Below are 25083 nucleotides of genomic sequence, written 5' to 3'. Positions count from 1 at the left end.
CCCGTTTTCTGCCCCCTTTCCCACCTGAGACTGTGCAATGAATGATCGACGTCTATTTCTAAAGTCCACCGCTGCGGCCGCGGCGTTCACGGCAACCGCGACCAAGACACTGACGGCAAGCGACGCGACGCCCAGTGAGACCGTTTCGCTGGGCATCATGGGGGTCAACGGCCGCGGCCGTGCGATCACCTCTGGCATGATGGCTCTTCCCAACACTCGCATCGACTACATTTGTGATGTCGATTCGCGTGCTGCCGATCGCACCGCGGAACTGGTGGCATCCAAGCAGGGGCAACGCCCCAAAATCGTCACTGATTTCCGCCATGTGCTGGATGATAAAAACGTCGATGCGTTGGTGGTGGCGGCTCCGAACCACTGGCACGCTCCGGCGACCATTCTCGGGTGTGACGCGGGGAAACACGTCTACGTGGAAAAACCTTGCAGCGGCACCGCGGCCGAAGGCGAATGGGCGCTGGCCGCGGCCCGACGCAACAATCGTGTAGTGCAAATGGGGACCCAGCGTCGTAGTTGGCCGGCACTGATCGAAGCGGTCAAGAAGATCCATGCCGGCGAAATCGGTCAAACCCTATACGCTCGCACTTGGTACAACAATCGGCGAGGTTCGATTGGCAAGGGCAAACCAGCGCCAACGCCCGATTGGCTCGATTGGGATTTGTGGCAAGGGCCTGCGCCACGCCGTGAATTCAAAGACAACCTGGTCCATTACAATTGGCACTGGCATTGGCACTGGGGGAACGGCGAAATGGGCAATAACGGCGTGCACGGCTTGGACGTCGCTCGCTGGGCTCTAGGGCTGACCTTTCCAACGCGAGTCACCGCGGGTGGCGGAAAATATCGTCACGATGACGACCAAGAAACGCCCGACACGATGATGGCCACGTTTGATTTCCCCGAAGGCAAAACGATCACGTGGGAAGGGCTCAGTTGGTCGCCGCTCGGACCGCATGATACCGGGTTTGGCATCAGCATTCATGGCACCGAAGGATCGGTGGTGATGCGGGGCGCCGGCTATACGGTTTACGACATGAAGGGCCGAGAGGTTTCAACCAATTCGGGACCCGCTGGTGACCCCGATCACTTTACTGATTTTTTGACCGCCGTTCGCTCACCACGGCGAACAAACGCGGACATTGAGGAAGCGCATCGCAGCACGCTGTTGTGTCATTTGGGCAACATTGCCTTCCGCACCGGATCCGTCCTGCAAACCAACCCAACCAACGGTCACATCGAAAACAACGCCGAAGCCAACAAGCTTTGGAGCCGTGAATACGCCAAAGGCTGGGAGCCTCGCCAAGCGTAAGTTTGGACGCCGACGAGGTGAGGTGTAACACCCTTCGTAGCGGAACTCGTCAAGAGTTTCGTTGATTTAGTCGTACGACGGACTTCCTAGTCCGTCGAATCCGCCATTGACGGACTTGTAAGTTCATCAAGCACCCCTCGCCGCAGGAAACTTCACGAAATCAATAAGCCGTCAAGAGTTTCGTTGATTTAGTCGTACGATGGACTTCCTATTCCGTCGAATCCACCATTGACGGACTAGGAAGTCCATCATACACCCCTTCCCTCTCCTAAATTGCCCCACCTCGAGACCGATCCATGAGAATCTCTCTGTGCATGATTGCAATACTTTTTTCCGCCTTGACCACCCTCGCCGAAGACACCTTGTCGATCGGTATCATCGGGCTGGACACTTCCCACGCGATTGCGTTTACGAAGGAGTTTAATCAAGCGCCGTCGCAGCCAGAGTTGGCGAATTGCCGCGTCGTGGCGGCCTATCCCTACGGCAGTCGCGATATCGAATCGAGTACGAGTCGCATCCCCAAATACACCGAAGCCATCAAGGCGATGGATGTCGAAATCGTGGATTCGATCGACGTGTTGCTCAAGAAAGTGGATTGTGTCCTGCTGGAAACCAACGATGGCAAACCGCATTTAGAACAAGCCCTCGCGGTGTTCAAGGCGGGCAAACCGGTCTTTATTGATAAACCGGTCGGATCCAATCTTAGCGAAGTGGTGGCAATCTATCGTGCGGCGAAAAAGTACGACGTTCCGATGTTTTCGAGTTCGTCACTGCGTTACATCAGCGGCATCGACGCGATCCAGTCGTCTGACTTCGGAGACGTTCTTGGATGTCAAACCTACAGCCCTTGTTCACTCGAACCGTCGCATACCGATCTGTATTGGTACGGTATCCACGGCGTCGAGGCTCTCTACGCGTGCATGGGCCCCGGCTGCGAAAAAGTGCGTCACGAATCAACACCCCAAGCGGAACTGGCCATCGGACAATGGCAGGACCAGCGGCTCGCAACGTTTCGCGGAATCAAGTCGGGCAAAAGCGGATATGGCGGAATCGCATTTGGCGAAAAAAAGGTGCTGCCCTTAGGCGATTACGCGGGCTACAAACCGCTGCTGGTGCAAATCGCCAAATTCTTTCGGACTCACGAGTCGCCAGTCGATCCTGCTGAAACGATCGAGCTTTATGCATTCATGCAAGCCGCGATGGAAAGCAAGAACCAAGGCGGTCAATACGTCAGCATCGCCGACGTGATGGCAAAGGCGGAACAAGAAGCCGACGCATTGCTCGCGGAATAACGGCATCGCCGATCGCCATGCAAAGAAGCGTCACCCGCTGCAAGCCGGATCGCGGCGGAGCGAAGATCCGGCGTGACGGCGGTTATGAACTCGGATATCGCCTTCAATCGCTGGATCGGTGTCGCTTCAGCGCGACTTGGTCCGGCGACGTTAGGACTTGATCCGGCCTACGTACCGACTTGATCCAGGCCAGGCATTGTCTGAGAACGGATCAGAGGCGGAAGCTTGGTAGCGGAATTCGTGAGCGGCTTGTTGATTTAGTGAGCCGTGACGCGTCAGCGGCCGGGTCCCACGCAGTACCCGGTGCCTCACGGCCCACGGCTCACCGTTGCGATTTGCATTTGAATTAAATCAGCAGCCCGTGAAGAATTTCGATTCGCCAATGGGGTATGCCATGCTGCCGAAAGTCTTGACGGATTGTTGATTTAATGAAGTTTCCTGCGGCAAGGGGCGTATGATGGACTTCCTCGTCCGGCAATGGCGCATTCGACGGACTAGGAAGTCCATCGTACGACTAAAACAACGAAACTCTTGACGAGTTCCGCTACGGTTTTCGGGCAGAGCCTAGCCCAGACGATCCGTGGCGACGTGATACTGAGGGTCTTCGGACAAGTTGACTTCGACAAAGTCGCCGGCGCGGTCCAGCAGACTACGGCACTCGGCGCTGAGATGGGTCAAGTGCAATCGTTTGCCCAGCGATTCATACTTCTCCGCCAGCGTGTTGATCGCCTCGAGTCCCGATTGGTCATACACGCGTGTGTAGTAGAAATCGATAACCACATCGTCGGGATCGTTCGCAGGGTCGAATAGATCCTTAAACGAGGACACCGAAGCAAAGAATAGTGGGCCGTGCAGCTGGTAGATCTTGCCGCCAGCCTCGTTGATCGAAATGTCGGCACCAAGGTTGGCAGCATGTTTCCAAGCAAACACGACTGCGGAAACGATCACGCCCAAGATAACCGCGGTTGCCAGATCGTGCATCACGACGGTGTAACCGGCAACCAACACCATCACAGCAACGTCGCTGGTTGGCATCCGATGAAACATTTTCAGTGAAGCCCATTCGAACGTTCCAATCACGACCATGAACATCACCCCGACCAATGCGGCCATCGGAATCTGTTCAATCCAAGGAGATAGAAACAAGATGAACATCAGCAGACAAACCGCTGCGGTGATTCCCGACAATCGGCCTCGACCACCCGAATTGACGTTGATCAACGATTGGCCAATCATCGCACAACCGCCCATCCCGCCAAACAATCCGCAGACCACGTTGGCGGCGCCTTGACCGATGCATTCGCGGTTGCCACGTCCACGCGTCTCGGTAATCTCGTCGATCAACGTCAGCGTCATCAAGGATTCGATCAGCCCCACGCCAGCGAGCGTGATCGCGAACGGAAAGATGATCCAAAGTGTCTCGAAATTCATCGGAGGCAATTTGTAGTCAAGAAAGAACAAGCGAGGCAGCCCGCCACTGATTGACGCAGTCGCTTCGCCTTCACCGTCTGCCAGGGCCGCTTCGGCGTTGGCAGCGGCAGTGACCGCGTTCACAGAATCGACGCGATTTTTTCCATCCGACGTGATGCCCACGGTTGAAACGTCAAGCGGTTTGGTTTCGTCGTTGGCGATCTCTTCGGCCTTCGCTCGGCTGGCCGCGATCGCTTTGGCTTTCGCTTGCGTGTTCAGCATGTCACCAACGGTCGCCACGACGTTTTCGCCGGAACCCGAGTCCGACGTCATTGTGTGGTTGATCCCTACCGACAACAACGTGACGGTTAAAATTGCCGCCAGCGATGACGGCACTGCCTTGGTCAACTTGGGCAACAGCCAAATGATGCCCATCGTGATCGCCACCAAAACCAGCATCACGACCAACGGCATACCGCTTAACAGGGTCAAGTGCCCGCTGGCTCGATCCAAGGTTTGAAAACTGCCGAATTGGGCCATGAAAATGACGATTGCCAATCCGTTGACGAACCCCAGCATGACCGGATGCGGAACCAAGCGAATCAATTTACCTAGCCGAGCGGTTCCGATCGCGATTTGGATTAGCCCGCACAACACCACCGTCGGAAACAAATATTCAATCCCTTGGGTTGCCACCAACCCGACGACGACCACTGCCATCGCGCCCGTCGCACCCGAAATCATTCCGGGACGTCCGCCGAAGGCTGCGGTGATCAAGCCGATGAAGAATGCCGAGTAGAGTCCGATGATCGGAGAGACACCCGCGACAAATGCAAACGCAATCGCCTCGGGAACAAGGGCAAGAGCAACAGTCAAACCCGAAAGCAAGTCATCCTTGGCCGTCGCGGTTCGTGAGCGGAAAAAGTTTAGCATGTCAGGTGTAGGTCAGGAATCGAGCGAAAGCGATTCGAATTATGGGGAAGGACGTAGAGAACCGTCGCAGCTGAGATCCATGATTTCATAAAAAACCGGTCAGGCGACGGAGAAACCAGTGGCTTTGTAGTCGCGGACTATAATGCCCACCCATTTTCCGTCAACATCGCTTGCTCATTCGACCCCAGCGATCCCAAAACCAGTGAAGACCACCGATCGGTTGCAGCGGGAGGATCGTCCCCGTTACCTTGGCGACGGGGGCGACATCGGGTCCAAACAGGTTGCCTATTGCGAGCTACCGCAAAATCAAAGATCGCCGGAAGAAAAGTTCGGACGATGCGACCCGAACCAGACTGATCAGGAGGCGTGTCGATAGGCCGACACGTTACGTAAGGGGCTCATTTATCTAGGACGCAGAAGCACCCACGACGTGAAACATTCGCTCAAGCCGCGTCACCGCAAAGACCTCTTGAACCGTTTCTCCGACCTCGGTCAGGATCAACTTGACACCTAGTTTGCGTGCCTTGCGGTTGATCTCGATCAACTCGTTGACGCCCACGCTGCTGAGCCGGTCAACACCCCCTAAGTCTAGCTTCAGCGTTTGTACCGATTGCGAGGATCGATCCTCGGATTCGGTTTGGCATCGCATCCAACGGACGAGCTCTTGCGAGAACTTTCTCGCGGTTTTCAGCGAATTAAGTTGCTGAGTTGAACAGCTGATGGTCTGTTCGAGACCTTTATCTACCGATCGATCAAGATGTTTTTGGATGGGGTGATTAACGGGGCCGCTTCCTAGATTGCTCATACTTCTCTGTGTTTTTTGTTCGCAGAGTGGTTTACCGATTCTCGGTAAGTTCGAGTAAGCATACCCGATAACTCCATCACGTTCAACCAACGGCGAGTCGTCGCCGTGTTTCGACCGATCCGCATCCCACCGTTTTGTTGGCTCCGGTGTAACGTGGTGAGGACTATTGCGGTTTCTGCGGAGCGTCGATTTCGTACAACACGATCACGAACAAGTCGCTTGCTGCGAAGCTGCTCAGCGGGCCACCGGATGTGTTGGGCGAGCCGGCGATGTTGCCGGTGATCGAGATGATGCGGGCGCCGCTTTTACGCATCCAGCGGTTGATTTGATATTCCATGTCCGCCATTTCCGTATCAACGCTTTTAAATAACTTGACTTGATGCATCGGACGTCCTCATGGTCTTGGGGGGAGCTAAAGTTGTGGAAACATTGTCGCCATAAACCAACGCCAGCGGAAGACGTCAAGCATGATTCACACGCGGTCGCTGCGTGTGGACGCAGAGTAGCAGCCGGGCGAGGGGTAGCGATTGGGGCCTGCGGAGCATGCTACGTCATCGCGATTCGGCTTGTGGGTTTTCGTCCACCACAGCGGTGCTGAGTGGGCGGAACGCTTTGGGAGGCGGTTCGTCTTCGGGCTGCCAGATTCGCAGCGTCACTTCGTCGATCATCACTTCGCCGTCGCCCATCAATTCGAACATCACGCTGACTTCGGTTTCTTCGGTCGTTTGACGGTACAAGCGGACAGGGGTCCATGTCGATCGACCGCGCACCAACACGCCCATCTCTTGTCCGCCGATGGAATCGTACACCAGCACGCCTTGGTGCGGTTGCCCAAAACCAATCGTTCGCACCAGGGCATCCATCCGCACCGCGGTATGGGCGGGGGCGCGGACGGCGGGGCTGCGAATTTGGATGACGGTTCCCTCGTACCCGCCAGGCAGCGGTTCATCCGCGGTCGTAGTCGCGCGAGCCAGCAGGGCACCGGGACCTGCGTACGATCCGCGACTGGCAAACATGACCTCGCTTTGGGCGCGGCCCTCGAGTCGCTTGCCAAATTTCCAACGTTCTTCGCTCAGCGATTCTGCGGTATCCAGAGCGCCGGCGGTCAAAAAGTTTCGACTCCAACCACGGTCCTTGGTCAACGGAAACCACATCGTTTGGACTTCGGCGGCGCCGCAGTCGATCGGCGGACAACTGGTGGGACGCGGCCAATCGGGCATCAACGTTTCGGTTAACTGCCATTCGCTACGTAGTGCCCATGCATCAGCACGACGCGCCATTCGTAGCGTCGCATCCGTATCGCCGGCGCGGTATAGCGGTTCGGCATCGGCAAGCGTCCGACCGGCGACGCCGATCAGATCCATCGGTGCACTGCGACTGCCGATTCGCGACGCCAACACGGTTTGCCACTGGTTGCGTGTTTGACGAACCAAGTCACCGGCAAGCTGCCATCGGTCCAGTGCCGCTTGGCGTGCGAACCGCGCGGCGGACTGGCTCAATTCACCTCCAACGCTTGGGTTGCTGCTGATCACAATGATCTCGGCTGCATCGGGTGACACAATCGACAATCGTGCTCCGGTGGCGGTCACGTCCGCAGCCAAACGCTGAGCCGTGAAATTCGTCAATCGCCAAATTGTCTTTTTCGAATCGGTAGGCGACAACGTTAACTCGAGTGTTTGTCCGTCGCCGGCCAAGACCTCCGATCCGCGTGTTGCTTTGGACGTCAACAGGACGACGTCAACGTCGTCTTTTGAGAGCCGTGTGCAGTAATAGGGAGCTCCCGTCACTCGCAGCGGCGTCACCGGGGTTGCCCCGGCAATCCAAGGTTCGATCATCGCGATGACGCGATTCACGTAACTCAGGGCCATCGATCGATGGGTATCCAATTCGGTACCCGACGCCAATGAATGAGTCGAGCGGAACAGGATGGCTTGCGGTGCAATTTCGAGACTTCGCATCGTCTGCAACCACATCGAATGCCAACGGAAACCGGTCGGTTGCGGTGCACCAATCGAATCCGCGATCGCTTGCGTTTGTTGTAGTGTTCGTTCCGGTGGCATGCTCATCACGCCTGCGGCCATCTGAACGCGGTCACCGACGCGGCGAGAAAAACGAGTCAATTCCGCAACCTCTTCCTCGGCGGTCAGTCCTCGCGCACGAATCGGCATGTCGTGCACCATTGCGTCCATGACGGTCATGTAGCGGCGGAAACTTTCCGACGGTGCACCAATGATCGGACGTTGCCACGGACTCGGAAATCCGCGAAGTCGACGGGCGGTTAGATCCGCCGCATCGACGCGGGTTGAATCGAGTGCTTCGTTGTGCCCGACGTACCAAGCGGCTACCGGGTGAAGCAGTGCTTGCAGCGACGGATCCGGCGCCGAGGGGGCCGGTGCATAAATCGCCATGCGCGTTTGGATCGCCTCGTTTAACAGCAACGCATCCGGCGGCGAAGAGAGCTGTACGGCATCAAAGCCGAGCGATCGGACCCATGCCAACGGTTCGCCATTGTGTTGCAGGATCCGAGTGACCTTGCCGTTCGGAAACGCATTGCCGCGATTGATCTGTCCGGTGGTCGACGAACCCTGAGGGTCGATGCGGCTGGCGTGGGTACGATCGCTTCGATTGCTGCCGGCGGGATCGCGGTCGTGTTCGGATGAGTCGGATTGCGGTACGGTCGCGCGGGATACATCGCTGACGCTAACGATCCCGTCGACGCGTAATTCATCGAGCCGCAGCGCGGTGACGCCGGCTCCGCTGTATGCGTTCACCACCACGGCGTCGACATAGGGATCCTTTAGATTGACATCGGATCCATGTTCGCCGCGCAGTGCCATGGTCTTCAGTCGCAGCGGACGCTCGATCATGCCGATCCCGATCGTCGCAAATTGACCCGAATCGTTATAACTTGCCCCGTACACGATGACCGACGCCGGTCGCCGAGATGGTTCGGGGCGTAAATAGGGAAAACGAACGCGAAAACCAATGCGGGCTCCCGGCCGAGCACTCATCACAGCGACGTTCGCCGTCAAGCCATCGATTGGTACGATCGGTTCGATGGGATAGGCCAACACCGCTTCGGTGCCGTGCGTCGCATTCAGGGTCACCACTTCACATGCGCGGCCATCGATACCCCCGTCCGGCAGATGTTGATGCGTCAGGATTCGGGCGTCACAGTCGGAGGTGTCCAAGTGCCAACGCGGCGGATACGCATCGAGCGAATCGTACAATTGGGCATGGCCGCGCGGTACGCTTAACGCCAATCCCGCAACCGCAAAAACCAACCCGCCGAGCACAATGCGCAGGGTTTGCCAAGACGGTTTGACCGACGACGATTTGGATTCGGATGGCCTTGGCAAAGACATTGATCGTTGACCACAGAGCTCGGATGCGAAACAATCAGCCGCAGTTGCTCGTTCGTCTTCTGCCACGGTGAACTTCACCTGTGCGACAACCCGCTACCAGCAACTCACAGCCGAGATGTACGGCAAATGCGACAGCGTGTTGAAAAAAAAACACATCCCGTCGAAAGCCGTCTCTACAAACGTAAAACGTTCCCATACCAAGATTTAGGGCTTCAAGCCAAGAGGAAGTCGGTTGAAAAAATGCAACGTTGCATTTTGACATCATCGCCGGCCCAATCATCCTAAGTCATTGACTGGAAGCGTCTTACGATCGAATCAGAACTCTCGGCCAGGGAATCGGCACTTCGCATGCGATGGATAGCAAAGCATTACAAGACACCACTTGCTGATTTCACTCTACGGAGCACAACCGAATGCCTAAGACCATTGGATCGACCAACAAGCTGAACGAAGACACTCCCGTAGAACTGCAAGAGATGATCAACGCGATCAATTCACTTCCTGCACGCTATCGTGACGCAGTCGCTCCGGCCTTGGACCGCGTGGTCGAGTGCAGCACCCGTCGTCGACGCATCTTGAACCTGGTTCAAGAAGCGTTGTCACAGCTTCGCTTGGACATGAAGTATTTGATCTTCGATCTTGAAGCGACTCGCCGCGAACGCGATTCGTACCGCGAGCAGCTCGAAGAACGCGGCCAAGGTTAATCCCTGCCCAGCAGGCGTGTCCGCCAATCGCTTGATTAATCCCTTCCCAGCACCTTTGTTGGGAAGGGCTCAGGCGGCCGCGGGCCAGTCGGAGTGATCTTCTCGAAGATTGAACCCAATCGGTTTTTCACCGCGTGGATCGGCTCACTTGTCTGAGTCACCGTTGATTCGGCTGGCAAGTTTCGTGCGTCGACCAGCTTGTCGTCCTTTCGAGACAGACGCCACGAACCATCAAACAAGTTCTCGCCTTTGCCCGCGATCCCGTGGTGCACCCATGCACGCGGTTGACCATCGCCGCCATGAATCTGCGGCGCGATGCTGCGTCCATCAATCGACAGTGAAGCGGGGATCGCGGTCTCGGTTAACTCGCAATAGGTCGGAAAGAGGTCGACGACATCCACCAAGTCGTCACAGACGGCTCCGCGAGGCACCGATTTGGGCCCCCACACGATCAGCGGTACATGGGTTCCAGCATCGTTCAGCTGAAACTTGCCACCGTTGACATTCCCCGCGATGGTATGCCGAGTGTGTTTGAGCTCATGGAGCTGCCCGGATTTTGGATTTTTGAAATCCACGTCGTGCGTGCCATTGTCGCCCATGAAGACGACATAGGTGTTGTCTCGAATCCCAAGTGTTTCCACCGCATCGAGCAGACGTCCCACCAATTTGTCCATGTAATGGATCATGTTTCCAAGCTGGGCTTTGCGTCCAAGTGCTCGATCGTCCGGCGTTTCGATGATTGGGTCATGCGGCAGCAGTTCGTTGTGCAGAATGAAGAATGGTTTGCCCGCAGCTTTGGCCTCGGTCATCTGTTCGATCACGTAGTCGGCTAGCACATCGGGACCAAAACGATCGGCGATGTCTTCGCGAACTTGGCCGTCTTCGTTCAGCGTGGGGGTCCAGTGGCGAAGTGTCTTGTTTCCATCTCGCCAAATTTGCCAAATACACCACGAATCAAAGCCCGCATCCCGGATATGATCCGGCCACATCTGCAGCGTCGCCAATTGCCATTTTCCGGTGACGCTCGTCGTATAGCCGCCGGATCGCAGCAGCTGGGCAAACGTTGGCATCTTTTGAAAATCCACTTTTTGCCGCGTCCCCTGATGGACCGGCAGCACGCCGACATGTCCATGCCGGGTCGTATAGAGTCCGGTGTGCAAACTGACGCGGGACGGGGTGCACACGGGGCTGGCGTAGGCGCGGCTGAATCGTATCCCGGCGGCAGCCATCTGGTTCAACCGAGGCGTCTCAAAATCCAGCCCGCCATAGCAGTTCAATGCTTCATAGCCGATATCGTCGGCATAGATCATCAAAATATTGGGCTTCTCGGCGGCTGACACGTGGAACGCCAACGCGCCGTGGCCGCAAAACAAGACAACTATCCAAATTGCAATCCGGTACATTCAGTAACCTTTTCAGTCATGGCGTAAGTATCGTTCGCAGCGTTCTTGCCAAAATCTCGTCCTCGTAACGAGAGGATGAAATGACGTCGAACATCGCGGAAAGGAGTCATTCGTTGCAATCAAGTCCGTGGCAACTCATTTGCGTTTCGTCTTGAAGTATCGAGCGTACTCCCAGCGATCCTGCCATTGGTCAAAGAAGGGTTTGTAGTCCTCGACTTCGGTCCACCACCGAGGCTCGGGATGATCCGGGTCTACCCGGCCTTCGGGGTAGTCTTTTCCGGCCACGCTGGCTTTGACCGATTCGTTCCACTCGACGAGTGACTTCTGCATTCGCTTTGCCACCTGCGGATGCTCGGCCGTCACATCGGTGGTTTCGGTAGGATCGTTGTTCAAGTCGTAAAGCACGAACTTGGATCGATCCAGGTTTTCTGCGAGCAATTTGAAGTCGTTGTCGATCAGCGCCGCCTTATTCGAAAAACGAAAGGGAATTGGTTTTTCACGTGATTCGATCTCTTCGTGAAACAGCGGCTTCAAGCTGACGCCATCCAGCGGATTCGGCGCGACCGATGGGGCGAGCGACAACAGGTCGACCAGGGTCGGAAAGATATCCATCGTACAGGCGGGATAGTTCGTGACGCGTGGTTGGATCGTCGCAGGCCACTCGACGATCGCGGGAACACGCAGCCCACCTTCATACAAACTTCCCTTGTTGCCGCGCAGCCCACCGACGGTATCGGGTGTGATCTTGGGCAACCCACCATTGTCGCTGCAGTACCAAACCAACGTGTTCTCTGCGATCCCGAGTCGCCGCAGCGAGTCTCGCAAGGTGCCGATGCTGCGGTCCATCGCCACCAATTCGCCGTAGTGGTGCCGCGAATCTTTGTCGAGCGACGCGAACGGTTTCAAGTCCTCGTCGTCGGCCAACCAAGGCGAATGGGGTGACCCGAACCAGACGACGGTAAAGAACGGTTGGTTCGCTTTGGATTGTCGTGAAATAAAGTCAATCGCTTCGGTCATTGCCACGTCCGACGAATCGCCCGTGAATTGTTCGAACTTGCCACGCCGGCTCATCAGCGGATCGCGGTCAAAGAAATTGGTGACCGAAACCCATTGGTCAAAACCAAAATGTCCAGGATGATGGTTGTCGGTATGCAGCACGGGGACTCCGGCGCCACGTAGTCCATTGAGGTGCCATTTTCCAAAGTGGCCCGTGACATAGCCGGCATCCTTCAGCACGCTGGCGATTGTGGTTTCTTGACGTCGAAGTGCGTAGCCATGCGACTGGACCCCGGTGCGGTCGTTTGAGCGTCCGGTCAACACACTGGCTCGCGTCGGCGAACAGACCGGAGCACCGGCATAGAACCGGTCCATTCGCAATCCATTCTCGGACATCGCATCAAGATAGGGAGTTTTAAGAACTGGGTGATTGTAGTAACCCGTCTGCCCCCACCCCTGATCGTCCGTCATCACCAACACAATATTGGGCCGCCCGTTCGCCGCAGCCGCCGCATTGCTCGAAACATCCTCGTCGCCCGCTGCGTTAGCGATCACACCGAGGATGAACGTAGCAGCGGTAGCGACTAAAACCATGCGAGACCGAGATCGAATGAGCAGCGTGTTGATCGATGGCATAGGGAGACTCATGTTGGGGAAAAAGGAATTTTAACAGCGTAGCATGAACGCATCGCACGTGCTGACAAAGCCCACCCAAAGTGATCCCAAAAACGTCAAAACTTGCTGGTCGATTTTGCGGGCGGGTTCGGGTAGGATTGGACGTTTGCTTATCGCTCAGGACGCTCTTTCGAATCGGAATATGATAGATCCAAACGCCCCTGCCTCATCACAATCGTCGCCACAAAAATCGCCGACGACGTGGGAAAAGTATCGGCCTCATGTGATCTCGGCAGTGCTGTTGATCGTGCTCGGTGGGATCGCCGTGGCGATGATGAGCAGCGGCGGCGAGCGGCGAAGAGCCGCAGAACCGATGGAAATTCACAATCGCTGAAGCCGACTGACTCGCGAAGCCACTGCACTGACCGGCTTATCACACCAGTGGAACTAGCACATCAATCGAACTAGCGCACCAGCGGAACTTATCGCACCAGCCGGATTCCCAGCGGCAGGGTGTCACCAAAGATCGCCGCTTCCTCTTCGCTTTCCAGTCGTCCGACCGACTTGAGTAGTTCCAGGTAATGAGGCGGCGCCGATCTTGCCGTCAAGTACTGCACGACCTCGTCTCGCACCTCAGCGGGAAGATCCCGATAGCGGTCGCCGGTCATGCGGGCAATTTGAACCAACGCGAGCATCCAGACCGATTCGTGATTCGCAGCGTCGGTGCTGCGATCCAGACGAATCAGTGACTCGATCCAGTCGGCGATTTCGCTGGCGCCGATACAGCCATTGAGCGGTCCGTACAGCGGTTGACGACTGCCCAGCCGGCCGATGGCCCAGAGCAACGCATGACGGATTTTTTCGTTCTTCTTTTGGGCAACCGCTTCGATCGCAATTCGTCCTAAGGTGACTTTGTCGCTGACCGGCAAACGCTCTAGCGATCCGATCAATCGCCACGCTTCGGCGGCCTCGTGGGGCTCAACTTTGCGAGTGCGGTTCTTGAGAGCGCTGATCCACGGCGCTGCCAACTGAGCTTGTTGGCCTGCGGTCAAACCGCCCGAGATCCGTCGCCACAAAATCATCGATTCGGTACGCGATGCCGCCGCTGGGAACACCAACTTGTTGTGCACACATCGCCACACCTGAGAAACTCGCCAATCATCGACGGCGACTCCATAGCCCGGTCGCAAACAGAAGCCGACGAGGTTCAACCAGCGTGACTCGTGCTGTGGCGATTTGCGGCGTCCTGATTGATGGTCCAGCAGAAATTGCCACTGATCTCGCAGCAATGACGGAGGCCACTCGTTGCGGTGCGATTCGGTGACCTCTTGCAACCGTTTGACCAACTGATTGGGCTTTAGCTTGGCTGCCGATTCGCCAAACACGCTTTCGATCGCTTCGGCGCACCGCGTCACGGTGTCCGAATCGACAATCCCGCGTGTTTCGCCGATTCCTGTGTGCGCATCACGATCGGTTTCCAGCGTGCTGCGGATATCGAATTCCAATCGCCAACGTTTGCTCGACTGGTTATCAACACAGTACAGCCCGACGGTTCCGATCTCACTCAACTCGGCTTCGATGACGACGTTGATCGTTTCGTCGGTGCGTCGTTTGCCCTGGACCAACGCCGTGCAAATCGGCGGCAATGGCGAGAATTCTTTGCGATCGATTTCAATCAACGCCCCGACCGAATCGGCCAATCGCGTGCTGCTGACCCACAATGGAAACTGAACCGGCGCACCGATTTGTAGTTCCAATGGGTGTTCATCGGCGCGAAACCGCTGCCCTGCTTCCGCCGTGCCGGGGATCAAACACAACCCTCGCGGTGGATGGTCGGCGACCTGCATGTAATAGGATCGTCCCAGATTCGCGGCAATTCGAACTCCGTGCCCACGACGCACGCCGGCGTAATAGGCTGCGCCTTGTGCGACCGCCAAATCGAGTCTTGGTGATTCCAGAACGCGAGGTTTCCAGTCCTCGTCATCCTCGGCGAACCAACGCGCGAGCGATTCGACAATCCGCTGACGCACCGCCGGCGCGGACATCACCCCACCGTTAAATAACACCAACGCCGGTCGTTCTGCCGAATCATCGTCTTGTTCATCAAGTCCGGTGCGGCGATGCGTCTTTAGAAATTCGGCCAAATGTCGTGTGATCGCCGCATCGGCTGCATAGGGCAGCCCGAACTCTTGGAATCCGCTGTCACCGGCGACGGCGGTCGCGTCTAAATCGACCGTCGGAAAGAAACCATCCATCAACGTGGCATCGATTTCGGCGGCGGTGACTTCGACCTGGATGCTGCCACCGACCAATCGACTGCCTTCCGAGGGCAGATTGATCGTGTAGGATTCGGGGCGATCGTTTTGCAGCATCGTTTCCTTGACCGTCCGGGACACCTGGACCAAACGATCCCACTGGCTCGGCGACAACGAGTGGCTCGCACCCGAAGCGATGATTTTTGCTTCGGCCAGCTTAGCGACCGCCAGATCCAAGTTGTCGCCCCCGAGGATCAAGTGATCGCCGACGGCAACGCGGTGAAATTGAATTTGCTCGCCCGATTCACCCGCCGCGCGAACTCGGATCAAGGTTAAGTCGGTGGTGCCCCCGCCGATATCACAGACCAAAATCAATTGACCTGGCTGTACGCTGTTTTGCCATTGATCGCGTTGCCGGTCGATCCAGGCATAGAACGCGGCTTGCGGTTCTTCGATCAAATAGACTCGTGACAAGCCTGCTTTTTTGGCTGCAGCCACTGTCAATTCTCTTGCTACCTCGTCAAACGACGCGGGCAGCGTGATCACGACATCCTGCTGAGCCAACGGATCATCGAGATGTTGATGATCCCAAGCGGACCGCAAATGTTCCAAGTAGCGGGCCGACGCGTCGACCGGTGACAATCGGCTGACGTCGGCATCACCATGCCATGGCAACAGATCGGCGGTGCGATCGACGCCTTCGTGCGAAAGCCAGCTCTTGGCCGACGCCGCTCGCCGGCCTGGATGCCGGTGCCCTGCATCTCGAGCCAAGACTCCGACGCAATAGGGCATCGCGTCGTCTTGCCAAGGCAAACGGTGCGCACCGGATCGTTCATCGTCGGTCAATTCGTAGTGAAATGACGGCAGCGTTTCTCGATTCTCGCATTGACCGAAATCAATCCACTGAGGAATCGAAAAGGTTTCGGTGGACCAAGGTTCCTTTTCCGTGTCGATAAAGCAGAGAGCGCAGTTGGTCGTCCCTAAATCGATCCCCACCACATAGCGTGAGGGGCGAGAGTCGATTTCGTCAGCAATGGAATCAGGATTTGACACAACGAGTAGGTTAATGAGGGAAGAATCTTTCAGTGCTGGACAAATTGCGGTTCAGACACTGGCGGGATATCCGTTGTCGGGGCGTTTCAGGTTATACTGCGTACGCAATTTCTGCCATCCGCGGACCTATCGATCCCTATCTACCCAAGCGACTTTGATTATGACGGATTTCGACTCCCAAACCGATTCTGATGCTCCGCAGGCAAGTTCAACCAAGGCCGCCCCGGCCGCAGGGAAACCTGCTGTGTCATCACAGCGTTGTAATCGCCGTCAAGCAGTGGCCGGAGCGATCGCGACCGCAACCGCATTGGTGGGGGCCGGTTCGATCGCGGCTTCCCCTCAGAACGAGGGGCAAAAGCTTGGCTCGGGATCGAGCGGCGACCCATCTGGTGAAGCAAACACAAACGCAAACAAAAGTAACCCGATTGCGGTGTCAACCTATTCCTATTGGCGGTACCGCGACGACAGCAAGTTGTCGATCGAAGAATGCGTCGATTTGGCAGCGGACGCGGGGTTTGACGCGGTTGAGATTTTGCATGTGCAAATGCAAGACGAATCCAATGCGACGCTGCAACGGATCAAGCAGCGTGCGTTTCGCCAAGGCATGTCGCTGTGCGGATTGTCCACCCACCAATCGTTCGTCTCACCGGACGCGGCCAAACGTCAAGAAGCGATTGACCATACCAATCATTGCATCGAGCTTGCCTATGCGATGGGGATCCCGACCATTCGTGTGAACACCGGACGTTGGGGAACGTCAGGCAGTTTTGACGAGTTAATGGCAAACAAGGGGATCGAACCGCGACTGGAAGGGTACACCGATGACGACGGTTTTAAATGGGTGCGTGATTCGCTTGAGCAATGTCTGAGCACCGCAGAGAAATGTGGCGTTGTGATGGGGCTGGAAAATCACTGGGGACTTGGCCGCACCGCCGACGGCGTGTTGCGAGTGGTTGGCGAGGTCGATTCGCCTTGGTTACGCGTCACGCTGGATACCGGGAATTTTCTCGAGGACCAATACGCCCAATACAAAAAACTTGCACCCGAGGCGGTTTTTGTCCAGGCGAAAACTTATTATGGCGGCGGCACTTGGTACACGCTTGAGATCGATTACGCAAAAGTGGCCGCAATCCTCAAAGAAGCCAATTATCGTGGCTACATCTCGCTCGAGTTCGAGGGCAAAGAGGCTCACGAGACCGCGATCCCCAAGAGTCTTGGCATGCTTCGCAATGCCTTTGCCAACGCGTAGTCGCAAGCGAATTGCCGCAGCGGAATTTTCAGGACCCGTTTTGGATGCCTGATCTCAGTGCCTGATCTCCGAGTCCGTTTTCAGAGATCGATTTCTTTAGGTGCTGTTTGGAAACAACTTCGTCATTCGATTTTTGTTACCAATCACGCGGGTGAAATGTCTTCTTCTGTTGTGGACGAGGCAACGAGTCCCGTCGTGCGAATAAGTCGCTGGGACTCGTAGCCTCGTCCACTACCTCTAAGGCTGGCCGAGCTACGCTCATTCCAGTATAGCCGCTAGTGGCACGGCGCTAACGCCACCGGAGGGTTCATGTCATTCGGGAAACACTTTGAAATGACGAAGTTATTTCCCAGCGGAACCGTAGCGGAGCGTCGCAGGGCCTCGCCCAGTAAATTTCGAACGTTGCCTCATGCTGCACCCGGGCGAGGCTCCGCGCTGCTCCGCTAGTATGGTTGATGGCGTTGGACGTCCCATCGCCGGTGAAGGCTAATTGCGATAGCTCGCACCAGAAAAGCGAGCGTGGGACATCCTGACGATACGTTTCGACACTCGGCTGGCAAGCACCTTCGCGTCGAGATGTTCATCCATGGTGAACGGACCTCGATGGGGCAACCGTTGAAATTCGATAGCGCCTAAGAACGAGATCCCATCGGACAACGCGATCTTGATCCGTGTTGGGTGATCGGCGCGTTCACGCACCACTGTGGCATTGTTGTCTAGCAGCAATTCGTCGCTGGCGTATTTTGCGAAACGACGAATGCAACTACTTTTGTCAAACAGATCGATTTTGCATGCATCGGAAAATTCAGGGACAACCAGCTCGAGGATTGCGGTTAAGTCGTGACTGAGCGTATCCGACGCATTCGGCTCAGCCAGCTTTTGAGACATGAAATCTAACGCGGCCGCCAGTCCATTGTCCAAGTTGTCCTGCTGATTCAAATCGACATGGCTATCGCTATTTTGAGCCAACGCCCGGATTCGCTCTACATATCGTTGCTTTCGCAATTCCATTATCGCCGCCTTTTCTTCTTCTTTTGGGTTACAAGCCATCGGGGAATTTAATACAGGGAAGCAATCGACATCAACTGCCAAACGTCAATGTGTTTTCCAGCAAGCGGTGGATCTCACCTAACTCGCGAGTCAATTCCATCGCACGGGGCGAGAAACGAGATTTTTCATAGTGCATTTGCACGCTCAACACACTGAGTTGTATTTCCAGCGTCTCGATTGCCTCGGCAACTCGGTACAAATCTTGCATCGCTTCGGCCGAAAGCGACACATTGCTGCTGCGCGAATACATGGCGGTCTCCTTCTATAAACGCGGGACGCACTCGAACCGTTTGCCCCAGTGAGAACTGAATAATACATTTTTCGGTTTGGTGGCGTGGACGCCTTTACATGTGAGTTGCCAGCGGTTGCGTCGACCGATCGACTCTGGCGATGCGGGTTGCAAATCCTTGGGTTTACATAAGGTGTGAACTTTGATCTTTCCGCCGTTCTTTGTGGATTGATCGCAAAGGACCACCTTTACCAGGAAACGATTGATGCGGTGGCTGTCTGGTTGCTAGCCACGTTTCCCTTGCTCGATCAGCCGATTGCCCAAACATCGAGCGGGACTTCTTTTAATCATTACCGCTCACCTACTTGAGAGAAAAGATCGCCCTGTTGCGGTGATGGTGTCGCTGATTCTTATCACACGAAGATCGTCAAAACAGGATAGATTCCCGCTCTCTGGTCTGGGGGATCCCCCCACTGAACATTAGTGCCGTGTATTCTATGAACCGGCTCTGCAACGCTACAATGAATCGCAGGCATACTTATTGAAGCTGCTCGAAGTTACGTTTTGCCCTTTACTGACGTTCGATGAGGGACGTGGCAGGGTGGGGCGATCGACATCTCTTGAAATCACCGTGTACTTGTGGCCACCTAAAGCCAGCATTCACAGCGGTTGGTGGTGATGACTTTCGACAACGCCAAGGGCGATTCACGGCGGATAAAGTCCACACAAGTTTAGCGAACACACGGAATGGTTATGGGGAAAAAACGAGAGAGGACTCCAGCATCGACCGGAAAACAGAGTGAATCCGCCGACGGGGCTTCCGAAGAGCAGAAGGGGGGATTCCCAATCGTTGGTGTCGGCGCTTCGGCGGGCGGTTTGGAGTCGTTGCAACGATTGCTCGAGGCGATGCCGGATCAACCAAACGTTGCGATGGTCATTGTCCAACATCTGGCCCAGAATTTACCGAGCCACGCGGCAGAATTGCTTGCAAAATACACATCAATGACCTTGCATCGGGCCGGCGATTCGATGATCGTCGAGCCAAATTGTGTGTATTTCATCCCCCCGGGCCAATATTTAGAAATCGAAGGTGGTCGGCTTAGGCTGCAGTCAATGCAGGCACGAAGTACCGTGCCGGTGGTCGTCGATCGATTTTTCCGTGCGTTGGCCAAGGATCAACATCGCTGTGCCGTCGGAGTTATCCTGTCCGGTACTGGCAGCGATGGCACGTTGGGGATCAAAGCGATTAAAGAAGCAGGTGGGTTCGTGATTGCCCAAGATCCGAATACCTCTGAATACGAAGGAATGGCCACCAGCGCGATCGAAACAGGGATGGTCGATCAAGTGCTGTCGCCAGCCGAGATTGCGGCTGCGATCACTCATTTCGCAAAACATCCCTACCTAAAGTCAAGCCGGTCACCAAGTCGTGCCGCCGTATCGCCGAGCGATCAAGAAGATCTGGGCGGATTTTCGGAGGGGATATCCAAGCAGACACTCGAGACGATTGTTTCGCTATTGCGAAAACATTCTCGTTATGATTTTCGTGATTATAAAGAAGGCACATTGCTGCGACGGATACGTCGACGCATGTGTCTACAACAGATTGTTCGAGTTTCGCAATACTTGAACTACCTCGAAAATCATCCCGAAGAACTTTCGGCGCTGTCCAAAGACCTGCTTATCAGCGTGACAGACTTCTTTCGCGACGCGAATGTTTGGAAGGAACTCGCGGAGCAAGTCATTCCCAGCATCGTAGCCTCGAAATTCGCGGAACACGAAGTCGTCGACGGTAATGCGAACCTCAGTCAAATTCGTGTATGGATTCCAGGGTGTGCTACCGGCGAAGAGCCGTACACGGTCGCGATGTTGTTTCTAGACGAGTTGAGTAAACAACAGAAAGAATGTAGGCTACAAGTATTTGCGTCAGATGTTGACAAAGACGCGCTTGCCTATGCACGCGCGGGAAGGTATCCGCAGAGCATCCAGGCCGATGTGACGCGTGCTCGAATTCAACGTTATTTTGTTGCTGAGGCCGATGGTGATCACTACCGAGTGAACAAAACGCTCCGCGACGTGGTATTGTTTGCGGAACAGAATTTGATCGCAGACCCTCCGTTCTCTCAGCTTGATTTGATCTGTTGCCGCAATGTTTTGATCTATTTAAAGCCGGAAACTCAGCATAAGGTGATGGGGATTTTCTACTACGCCCTGCAGCGACAAGGTTATCTGTTGTTGGGCACGGCAGAAACCATCGGCCGGCAAGACGAATTGTTTTCGACGGTCGACAAACGCTGGCGAATCTTTCAACGAGCCAACTCAGCACCACATGTTCGTATCGATTTCCCGATCCCTTCAGGGCAGACGCAACAACCGTATCGGACCCCACTGCCATTACCGCTGCGACGTCACGACAAACAAATTGCCCAAATGATTAAGAAGCGCCTGTTTGACATCGTGGCACCCTGTGCGGTCTTGATCGATCGGCACTGGCAAATCTTGTACATCAATGGTGATGTTAACCGATTCCTACAGTTTGGAGCGGGGGTCCCTAACGACGACTTGCTGAGCAAGCTGCGTAGCGATCTAAAATTAAAACTTCGCGACGCGGTCCGTAAAACATTTGCCGAAAAAAAACCCGTCCAATTCAATTATCGCTTGGATCACGACCATCGTCCCCGCGATGTGACCATTGAAATCCGTTTGCTTGATGATGCGGAAAACGAGGATGCCTTTGTACTGATCGCGTTTAAGTCTTTCGAGGATCAAGCGGTGGCCGAACCGCAGATTGATTCGCCGAGCGGCGACTGTGAGGGCGATCTTGGTGAGGGCGATCTTGGTGAGGGCGATCTTGGTGAGGGCGATCTTGGTGAGGGCAAGCTTGGTGAGGATGTTGGCAGCGACTCCACCCTTGACGAACGAGATTCAATCATTCGCCATTTGGAAAACGAGTTGAGGTTGGTCAAAGACGAATTCCAGTCCTCGTTAGAGCATTTTGAGATCGCTCATGAAGAGTACAAAGCATCGAACGAAGAGGTGCTTAGTGTCAACGAAGAGCTGCAGAGCACGAATGAAGAGCTGGAAACAAGCAAAGAGGAATTGCAATCACTCAACGAAGAACTTGCCACCGTCAATCAAGAATTGGCATCCAAGATCGATGAGTTGGAACGCAAACATGCCGATTTAGAAAACCTCGTTTCTGCAACCCAGATTCCCACGATCTGTTTGGACAATCATCTGGCTATTCGCTGGTTCACACCCGCGGTCGAGTCCTTGATTCGCGTACGGCAATCGGATCAAGGACGATCGATTTGTGATCTTGCCCACGATTTTCTCGATGGGGATTTGGCAGCGGAATGTGCCCAAGTGATCGACAAAAAACTGCCGGTTGAAAACGAGGTCTGTTGCCATGACGGTCGGGTCTTCGTCCGTCGCGTGCTGCCATATCGCTCGGATGATAAAGTGGGTGGTGGGGTCGTGGTGACCATGATCGATATCTCTGAACGGAAAAAACGCGAAGAGGAATTGCGAGCGAACGAGGCGCAACTGCGTCACGCGTTGCAGGTGGATGGCATCGGAGTCTTGTTCTTCGATGCGAAGGGAGGCCTGCTGAATTGCAATGATTGGTTCCTAGACCGAACGGGGTTCACACGAAACGAGGTGCAGTCGCACTCGCTACAACAGTTGAATCTCGATCCGCCACCAGAGTGGTACCATGTTGCGTCAGAGAAATATGATGAACTGGACCAGACCGGTTACATCGTGCCCTACGAGCGAGATTTTCGGTGCAAGAATGGGGCAGTGCTGCGTATGTTGTTTTCGGGATATTCGCGTGACGACGGCACGATTGTTGCGCAGTGCATTGATATCGGCGAACGAAAACGAATGGAAGCCAAGCTTTCGGCGACTGAACAAAAGCTTCGGCTCGCATCGAAGGCTGCTAACTTGGGCTGGTATTCCTACGATGTGGCGAACCAAAAGTTGTCGTGGTCTAACGAACTTCGTAATATCGCCCAAATCACGCCGGATGAACCGATCAATTGTGATCGGATCACCAAAATGGTTCATCCGGATGATCGCGAACGTTACCTCGTACATTTGTCGGACGCTTTGCGTCGCTGCGATGACAATGGCTACCGAGCCGAGTTTCGAGTGGTCAGCACGCAAGACGAAATTCGCTGGATCGAAGACCGTGGAAAAGTGATATATTCGTTAGAACAGGGAAAGCGGATGGCCCAGTTTTCCGTGGGGATGTGGGTGGACATCACGGAACGTAAAACTGCCGAAGAGAGCGTCCAGGAATTAAACCGAATTCTTGGTGAACAAGTTCTACAACGAACCGAATTCCTCGATATTCTTCAAAACATCACGCGTGTCGCCAACGAATCAAAAACAGTCGAAGACGCGATGCGTGCAACGCTGCAGCGTATCGCATCCTACAACGGTTGGATGGTCGGGCATCTATGGCGCTGCTGTAGTGACGACTGCGAGCAAATGGAAAGTTCGGGATTGTGGCACGTTCGCGTGGATGCGAAAGAGCAATTTCTCCGGTTTGACGAATTTCGTCAGTATCGTAGCCGAATGCGATTCCACGCTGGTGAGGGGATGATCGGGACGGTGCTGCAGACGGGCCAGCCAATCTGGGTCGAAGACACCTCGCTGAATCCAATGTTCCATACTCTTTCGGATTTTGGATTTCACGCCGCCTGCGCCTTTCCGATTACGGTAGACGGCGAAACGGTTGCAATCATGGAGTTTATTTCGGATCAGGTTCAGTCGCGGCGCGACCGTTTCTTCGAAATTCTGCCTGACATCGGGATTCAACTTGGCCATTTGATCGCACGAAAGCGTCTCGAAGAAGTCGTTACCGAAGTGGCGGTCATCGAACAACAACGGATAGGTCGAGAGCTGCATGATGGAATCGCACAGCAATTAACCGGAGGCGCCTTGATCGCCGAGTCATTGCGTCGCAGCATGCCGCCGGAAATGCAATCGCAACTCGAAAACGTCAAACATCTTGGCGACATTCTCAAGCAAACCCATCAAGATGTTCGCCGATTGTCCGATGGGCTGTTAAAGAACTCGATTGATTCAGTGGAATTGTTCGCGGCCCTGGAAGGGCTTTGTCGCGAAACGACCCGTCGGTTCGACGTCCCATGCGACCTAGATGCCGAGCGATTTGACGAGTCGTACATCACCGACGACGCCGTCGCGTTTGTGATTTATCAAATCGCTTGTGAAGCAGTGCACAATGCGATCAAACATGCCCAGACGAAACGAATTTGTATCGAACTTTCGACAAACGACCAATTTTCGGTGAAAATACAGGATGATGGAATTGGGATCGCAGAAACACCGCCAAAAGCGAATACGAATGGATTGAATATCATGCGGTATCGCGCTGAATCCGTTGGCGGTGAACTGCGAATTGATTCGCTTCCAGGCAAAGGGACCTCGGTCACATTCGTCATTCCCAAGCGGAGTTGTCAATCATGAACAAGACACTGTCCGCCACGGCAAGGATTGTCGTGGTGGACGACCACGGCATTGTCCGTTTCGGCTATTCTCAACTAATCAATCAAGAACCCGATATGGTGGTTTGCGGAATGGCTAGCAGTGAACAGGAAGGATACAAGCTGTTGAAACGGGAGTCGCCCAACTTGGCGATCATCGACTTGTCATTAAAAGAGGGCAGCGGATTGGATTTGATTCATTCGATCACCAAGACGCTTCCACAATTAAAAGTCTTAGTGATCTCGGCCCACGATGAAGACTTGTACGCACACCGTGTACTGGCAGCCGGGGCACGCGGGTATATCAACAAAGAAGAAGCGCCCGAAAAATTGATCGAAGGGATTCATGCGTTGCTCGATGGCGACTTCTTCTTCAGCGAATCGGTGACCAAGACTCTGATTCGTGGTCGTTTGGGCAGCGTCAAGCCGGCGTTGCTGCAGGGACTCGAATCATTGACCAATCGGGAGCTGCAAGTATTTGAGCAAATCGGTCATGGGCAGAGCACGCGTGAGATCGCCGACACACTTTTTTTAAGTGTCAAAACAATCGAGCGACATAAGGAAAACATCAAAAGTAAACTTCATATCGATCACGCCACTCAATTGGTCCAGCATGCGACTCAGTGGGTGATGAAACGCGGCTACTGATCGACACGGGCTATCCGAAGTGGTGAAATAGACGGGGCAATCCGACGCGGGCAATCATTTGTCGCATAAACAGCCGTTTCGACGATTTGTCTGATGCTGCTTACGATGATCGCGAACCCACAATCGCTGGTCGAATCTTGCCATGAAACTACGAGAACTGTAGCCAGGCGAGCTCGGTCGTTCGTCCGCTGACCGGAATGTTTTACAATGTTCTGACATTCGGCAAATCCTATTGGCCAATGCGG

The 25083-nt window shown here is 55.0% G+C and carries 16 protein-coding genes; 7 read left to right on the top strand and 9 right to left on the bottom strand.

Annotation, left to right across the window (positions count from 1 at the left end):
* Positions 1-37: 37 nt before the first annotated feature.
* Positions 38-1321, top strand: a complete 1284-nt coding sequence (locus ABEA92_RS25260; protein ID WP_345687505.1) for a Gfo/Idh/MocA family protein — start codon at positions 38-40, stop codon at positions 1319-1321.
* 296 nt (positions 1322-1617) lie between these two features.
* Positions 1618-2613, top strand: coding sequence for a Gfo/Idh/MocA family protein (locus ABEA92_RS25255; RefSeq protein WP_345687503.1), 996 nt, complete (start codon positions 1618-1620; stop codon positions 2611-2613).
* 564 nt (positions 2614-3177) lie between these two features.
* Here ABEA92_RS25255 and ABEA92_RS25250 read toward each other — a convergent pair.
* The 4 genes from ABEA92_RS25250 to ABEA92_RS25235 all read right to left on the bottom strand — a co-directional run bounded on the left by ABEA92_RS25250 (position 3178) and on the right by ABEA92_RS25235 (position 9126).
* Entirely contained in the window at positions 3178-4956 is a 1779-nt protein-coding gene (locus tag ABEA92_RS25250) for a SulP family inorganic anion transporter (RefSeq protein WP_345687500.1), read from the bottom strand.
* A 406-nt stretch (positions 4957-5362) separates the two neighbouring features.
* Positions 5363-5761 carry an STAS domain-containing protein gene (locus ABEA92_RS25245; protein ID WP_345687498.1) on the bottom strand — a complete coding sequence of 133 codons (399 nt, stop codon included), beginning with the start codon at positions 5759-5761 and terminating at the stop codon, positions 5363-5365.
* A gap of 163 nt (positions 5762-5924) precedes the next feature.
* A complete protein-coding gene (locus tag ABEA92_RS25240) occupies positions 5925-6098 on the bottom strand; it encodes a hypothetical protein (protein WP_345687496.1) in 174 nt (57 codons plus the stop codon).
* Positions 6099-6312: 214 nt separating this feature from the next.
* On the bottom strand, positions 6313-9126 hold the full coding sequence (locus ABEA92_RS25235) for a hypothetical protein (protein ID WP_345687494.1): 2814 nt from the start codon (positions 9124-9126) through the stop codon (positions 6313-6315).
* Between the two features lie 413 nt (positions 9127-9539).
* Here ABEA92_RS25235 and ABEA92_RS25230 point away from each other — a divergent pair, with 413 nt between their 5' ends.
* Complete coding sequence (locus ABEA92_RS25230; RefSeq protein ID WP_339942104.1) at positions 9540-9830, top strand: transcriptional regulator; 291 nt, start codon at positions 9540-9542, stop codon at positions 9828-9830.
* A gap of 35 nt (positions 9831-9865) precedes the next feature.
* Here the strand turns inward: ABEA92_RS25230 and ABEA92_RS25225 are convergent, their stop codons facing one another.
* Together ABEA92_RS25225 and ABEA92_RS25220 are read right to left on the bottom strand one after the other, a co-directional pair.
* A complete protein-coding gene (locus ABEA92_RS25225; protein WP_345687491.1) occupies positions 9866-11233 on the bottom strand; it encodes a sulfatase-like hydrolase/transferase in 1368 nt (455 codons plus the stop codon).
* 135 nt (positions 11234-11368) lie between these two features.
* Positions 11369-12865: a sulfatase-like hydrolase/transferase gene (locus ABEA92_RS25220; protein ID WP_345687489.1), complete on the bottom strand. Its 1497-nt coding sequence runs from the start codon at positions 12863-12865 to the stop codon at positions 11369-11371.
* A gap of 181 nt (positions 12866-13046) precedes the next feature.
* On the opposite strand from ABEA92_RS25220, the gene ABEA92_RS25215 reads away from it, so the two are divergent.
* Positions 13047-13238: a hypothetical protein gene (locus ABEA92_RS25215; RefSeq protein WP_345687487.1), complete on the top strand. Its 192-nt coding sequence runs from the start codon at positions 13047-13049 to the stop codon at positions 13236-13238.
* An 88-nt stretch (positions 13239-13326) separates the two neighbouring features.
* On the opposite strand, the gene ABEA92_RS25210 is transcribed toward ABEA92_RS25215, so the two are convergent.
* Positions 13327-16152: an Hsp70 family protein gene (locus ABEA92_RS25210; protein ID WP_345687485.1), complete on the bottom strand. Its 2826-nt coding sequence runs from the start codon at positions 16150-16152 to the stop codon at positions 13327-13329.
* A 160-nt stretch (positions 16153-16312) separates the two neighbouring features.
* On the opposite strand from ABEA92_RS25210, the gene ABEA92_RS25205 reads away from it, so the two are divergent.
* The gene (locus tag ABEA92_RS25205; protein ID WP_345687483.1) at positions 16313-17401 is read left to right on the top strand and encodes a sugar phosphate isomerase/epimerase family protein; all 1089 of its coding nucleotides are present in this window, start codon (positions 16313-16315) and stop codon (positions 17399-17401) included.
* A gap of 486 nt (positions 17402-17887) precedes the next feature.
* Here the strand turns inward: ABEA92_RS25205 and ABEA92_RS25200 are convergent, their stop codons facing one another.
* Both ABEA92_RS25200 and ABEA92_RS25195 read right to left on the bottom strand, forming a co-directional pair.
* Complete coding sequence (locus tag ABEA92_RS25200) at positions 17888-18451, bottom strand: hypothetical protein (RefSeq protein ID WP_345687481.1); 564 nt, start codon at positions 18449-18451, stop codon at positions 17888-17890.
* Positions 18452-18482: 31 nt separating this feature from the next.
* Complete coding sequence (locus ABEA92_RS25195) at positions 18483-18701, bottom strand: hypothetical protein (protein ID WP_345687479.1); 219 nt, start codon at positions 18699-18701, stop codon at positions 18483-18485.
* Positions 18702-19433: 732 nt separating this feature from the next.
* Between ABEA92_RS25195 and ABEA92_RS25190 the strand changes: the two genes are divergently transcribed.
* Both ABEA92_RS25190 and ABEA92_RS25185 read left to right on the top strand, forming a co-directional pair.
* Positions 19434-24173, top strand: a complete 4740-nt coding sequence (locus ABEA92_RS25190) for a chemotaxis protein CheB (RefSeq protein ID WP_345687477.1) — start codon at positions 19434-19436, stop codon at positions 24171-24173.
* Positions 24170-24838, top strand: coding sequence for a response regulator transcription factor (locus ABEA92_RS25185; protein ID WP_345687475.1), 669 nt, complete (start codon positions 24170-24172; stop codon positions 24836-24838). Before ABEA92_RS25190 ends, ABEA92_RS25185 begins: the two co-directional genes overlap by 4 nt.
* The last annotated feature ends 245 nt before the right edge of the window (positions 24839-25083 follow it).

This window comes from Novipirellula caenicola (genome assembly GCF_039545035.1).
GTDB lineage: Bacteria > Planctomycetota > Planctomycetia > Pirellulales > Pirellulaceae > Novipirellula > Novipirellula caenicola.
Note: the sequence above shows the minus strand (reverse complement) of the source record. Positions and strands in the feature narration are given on the sequence as shown.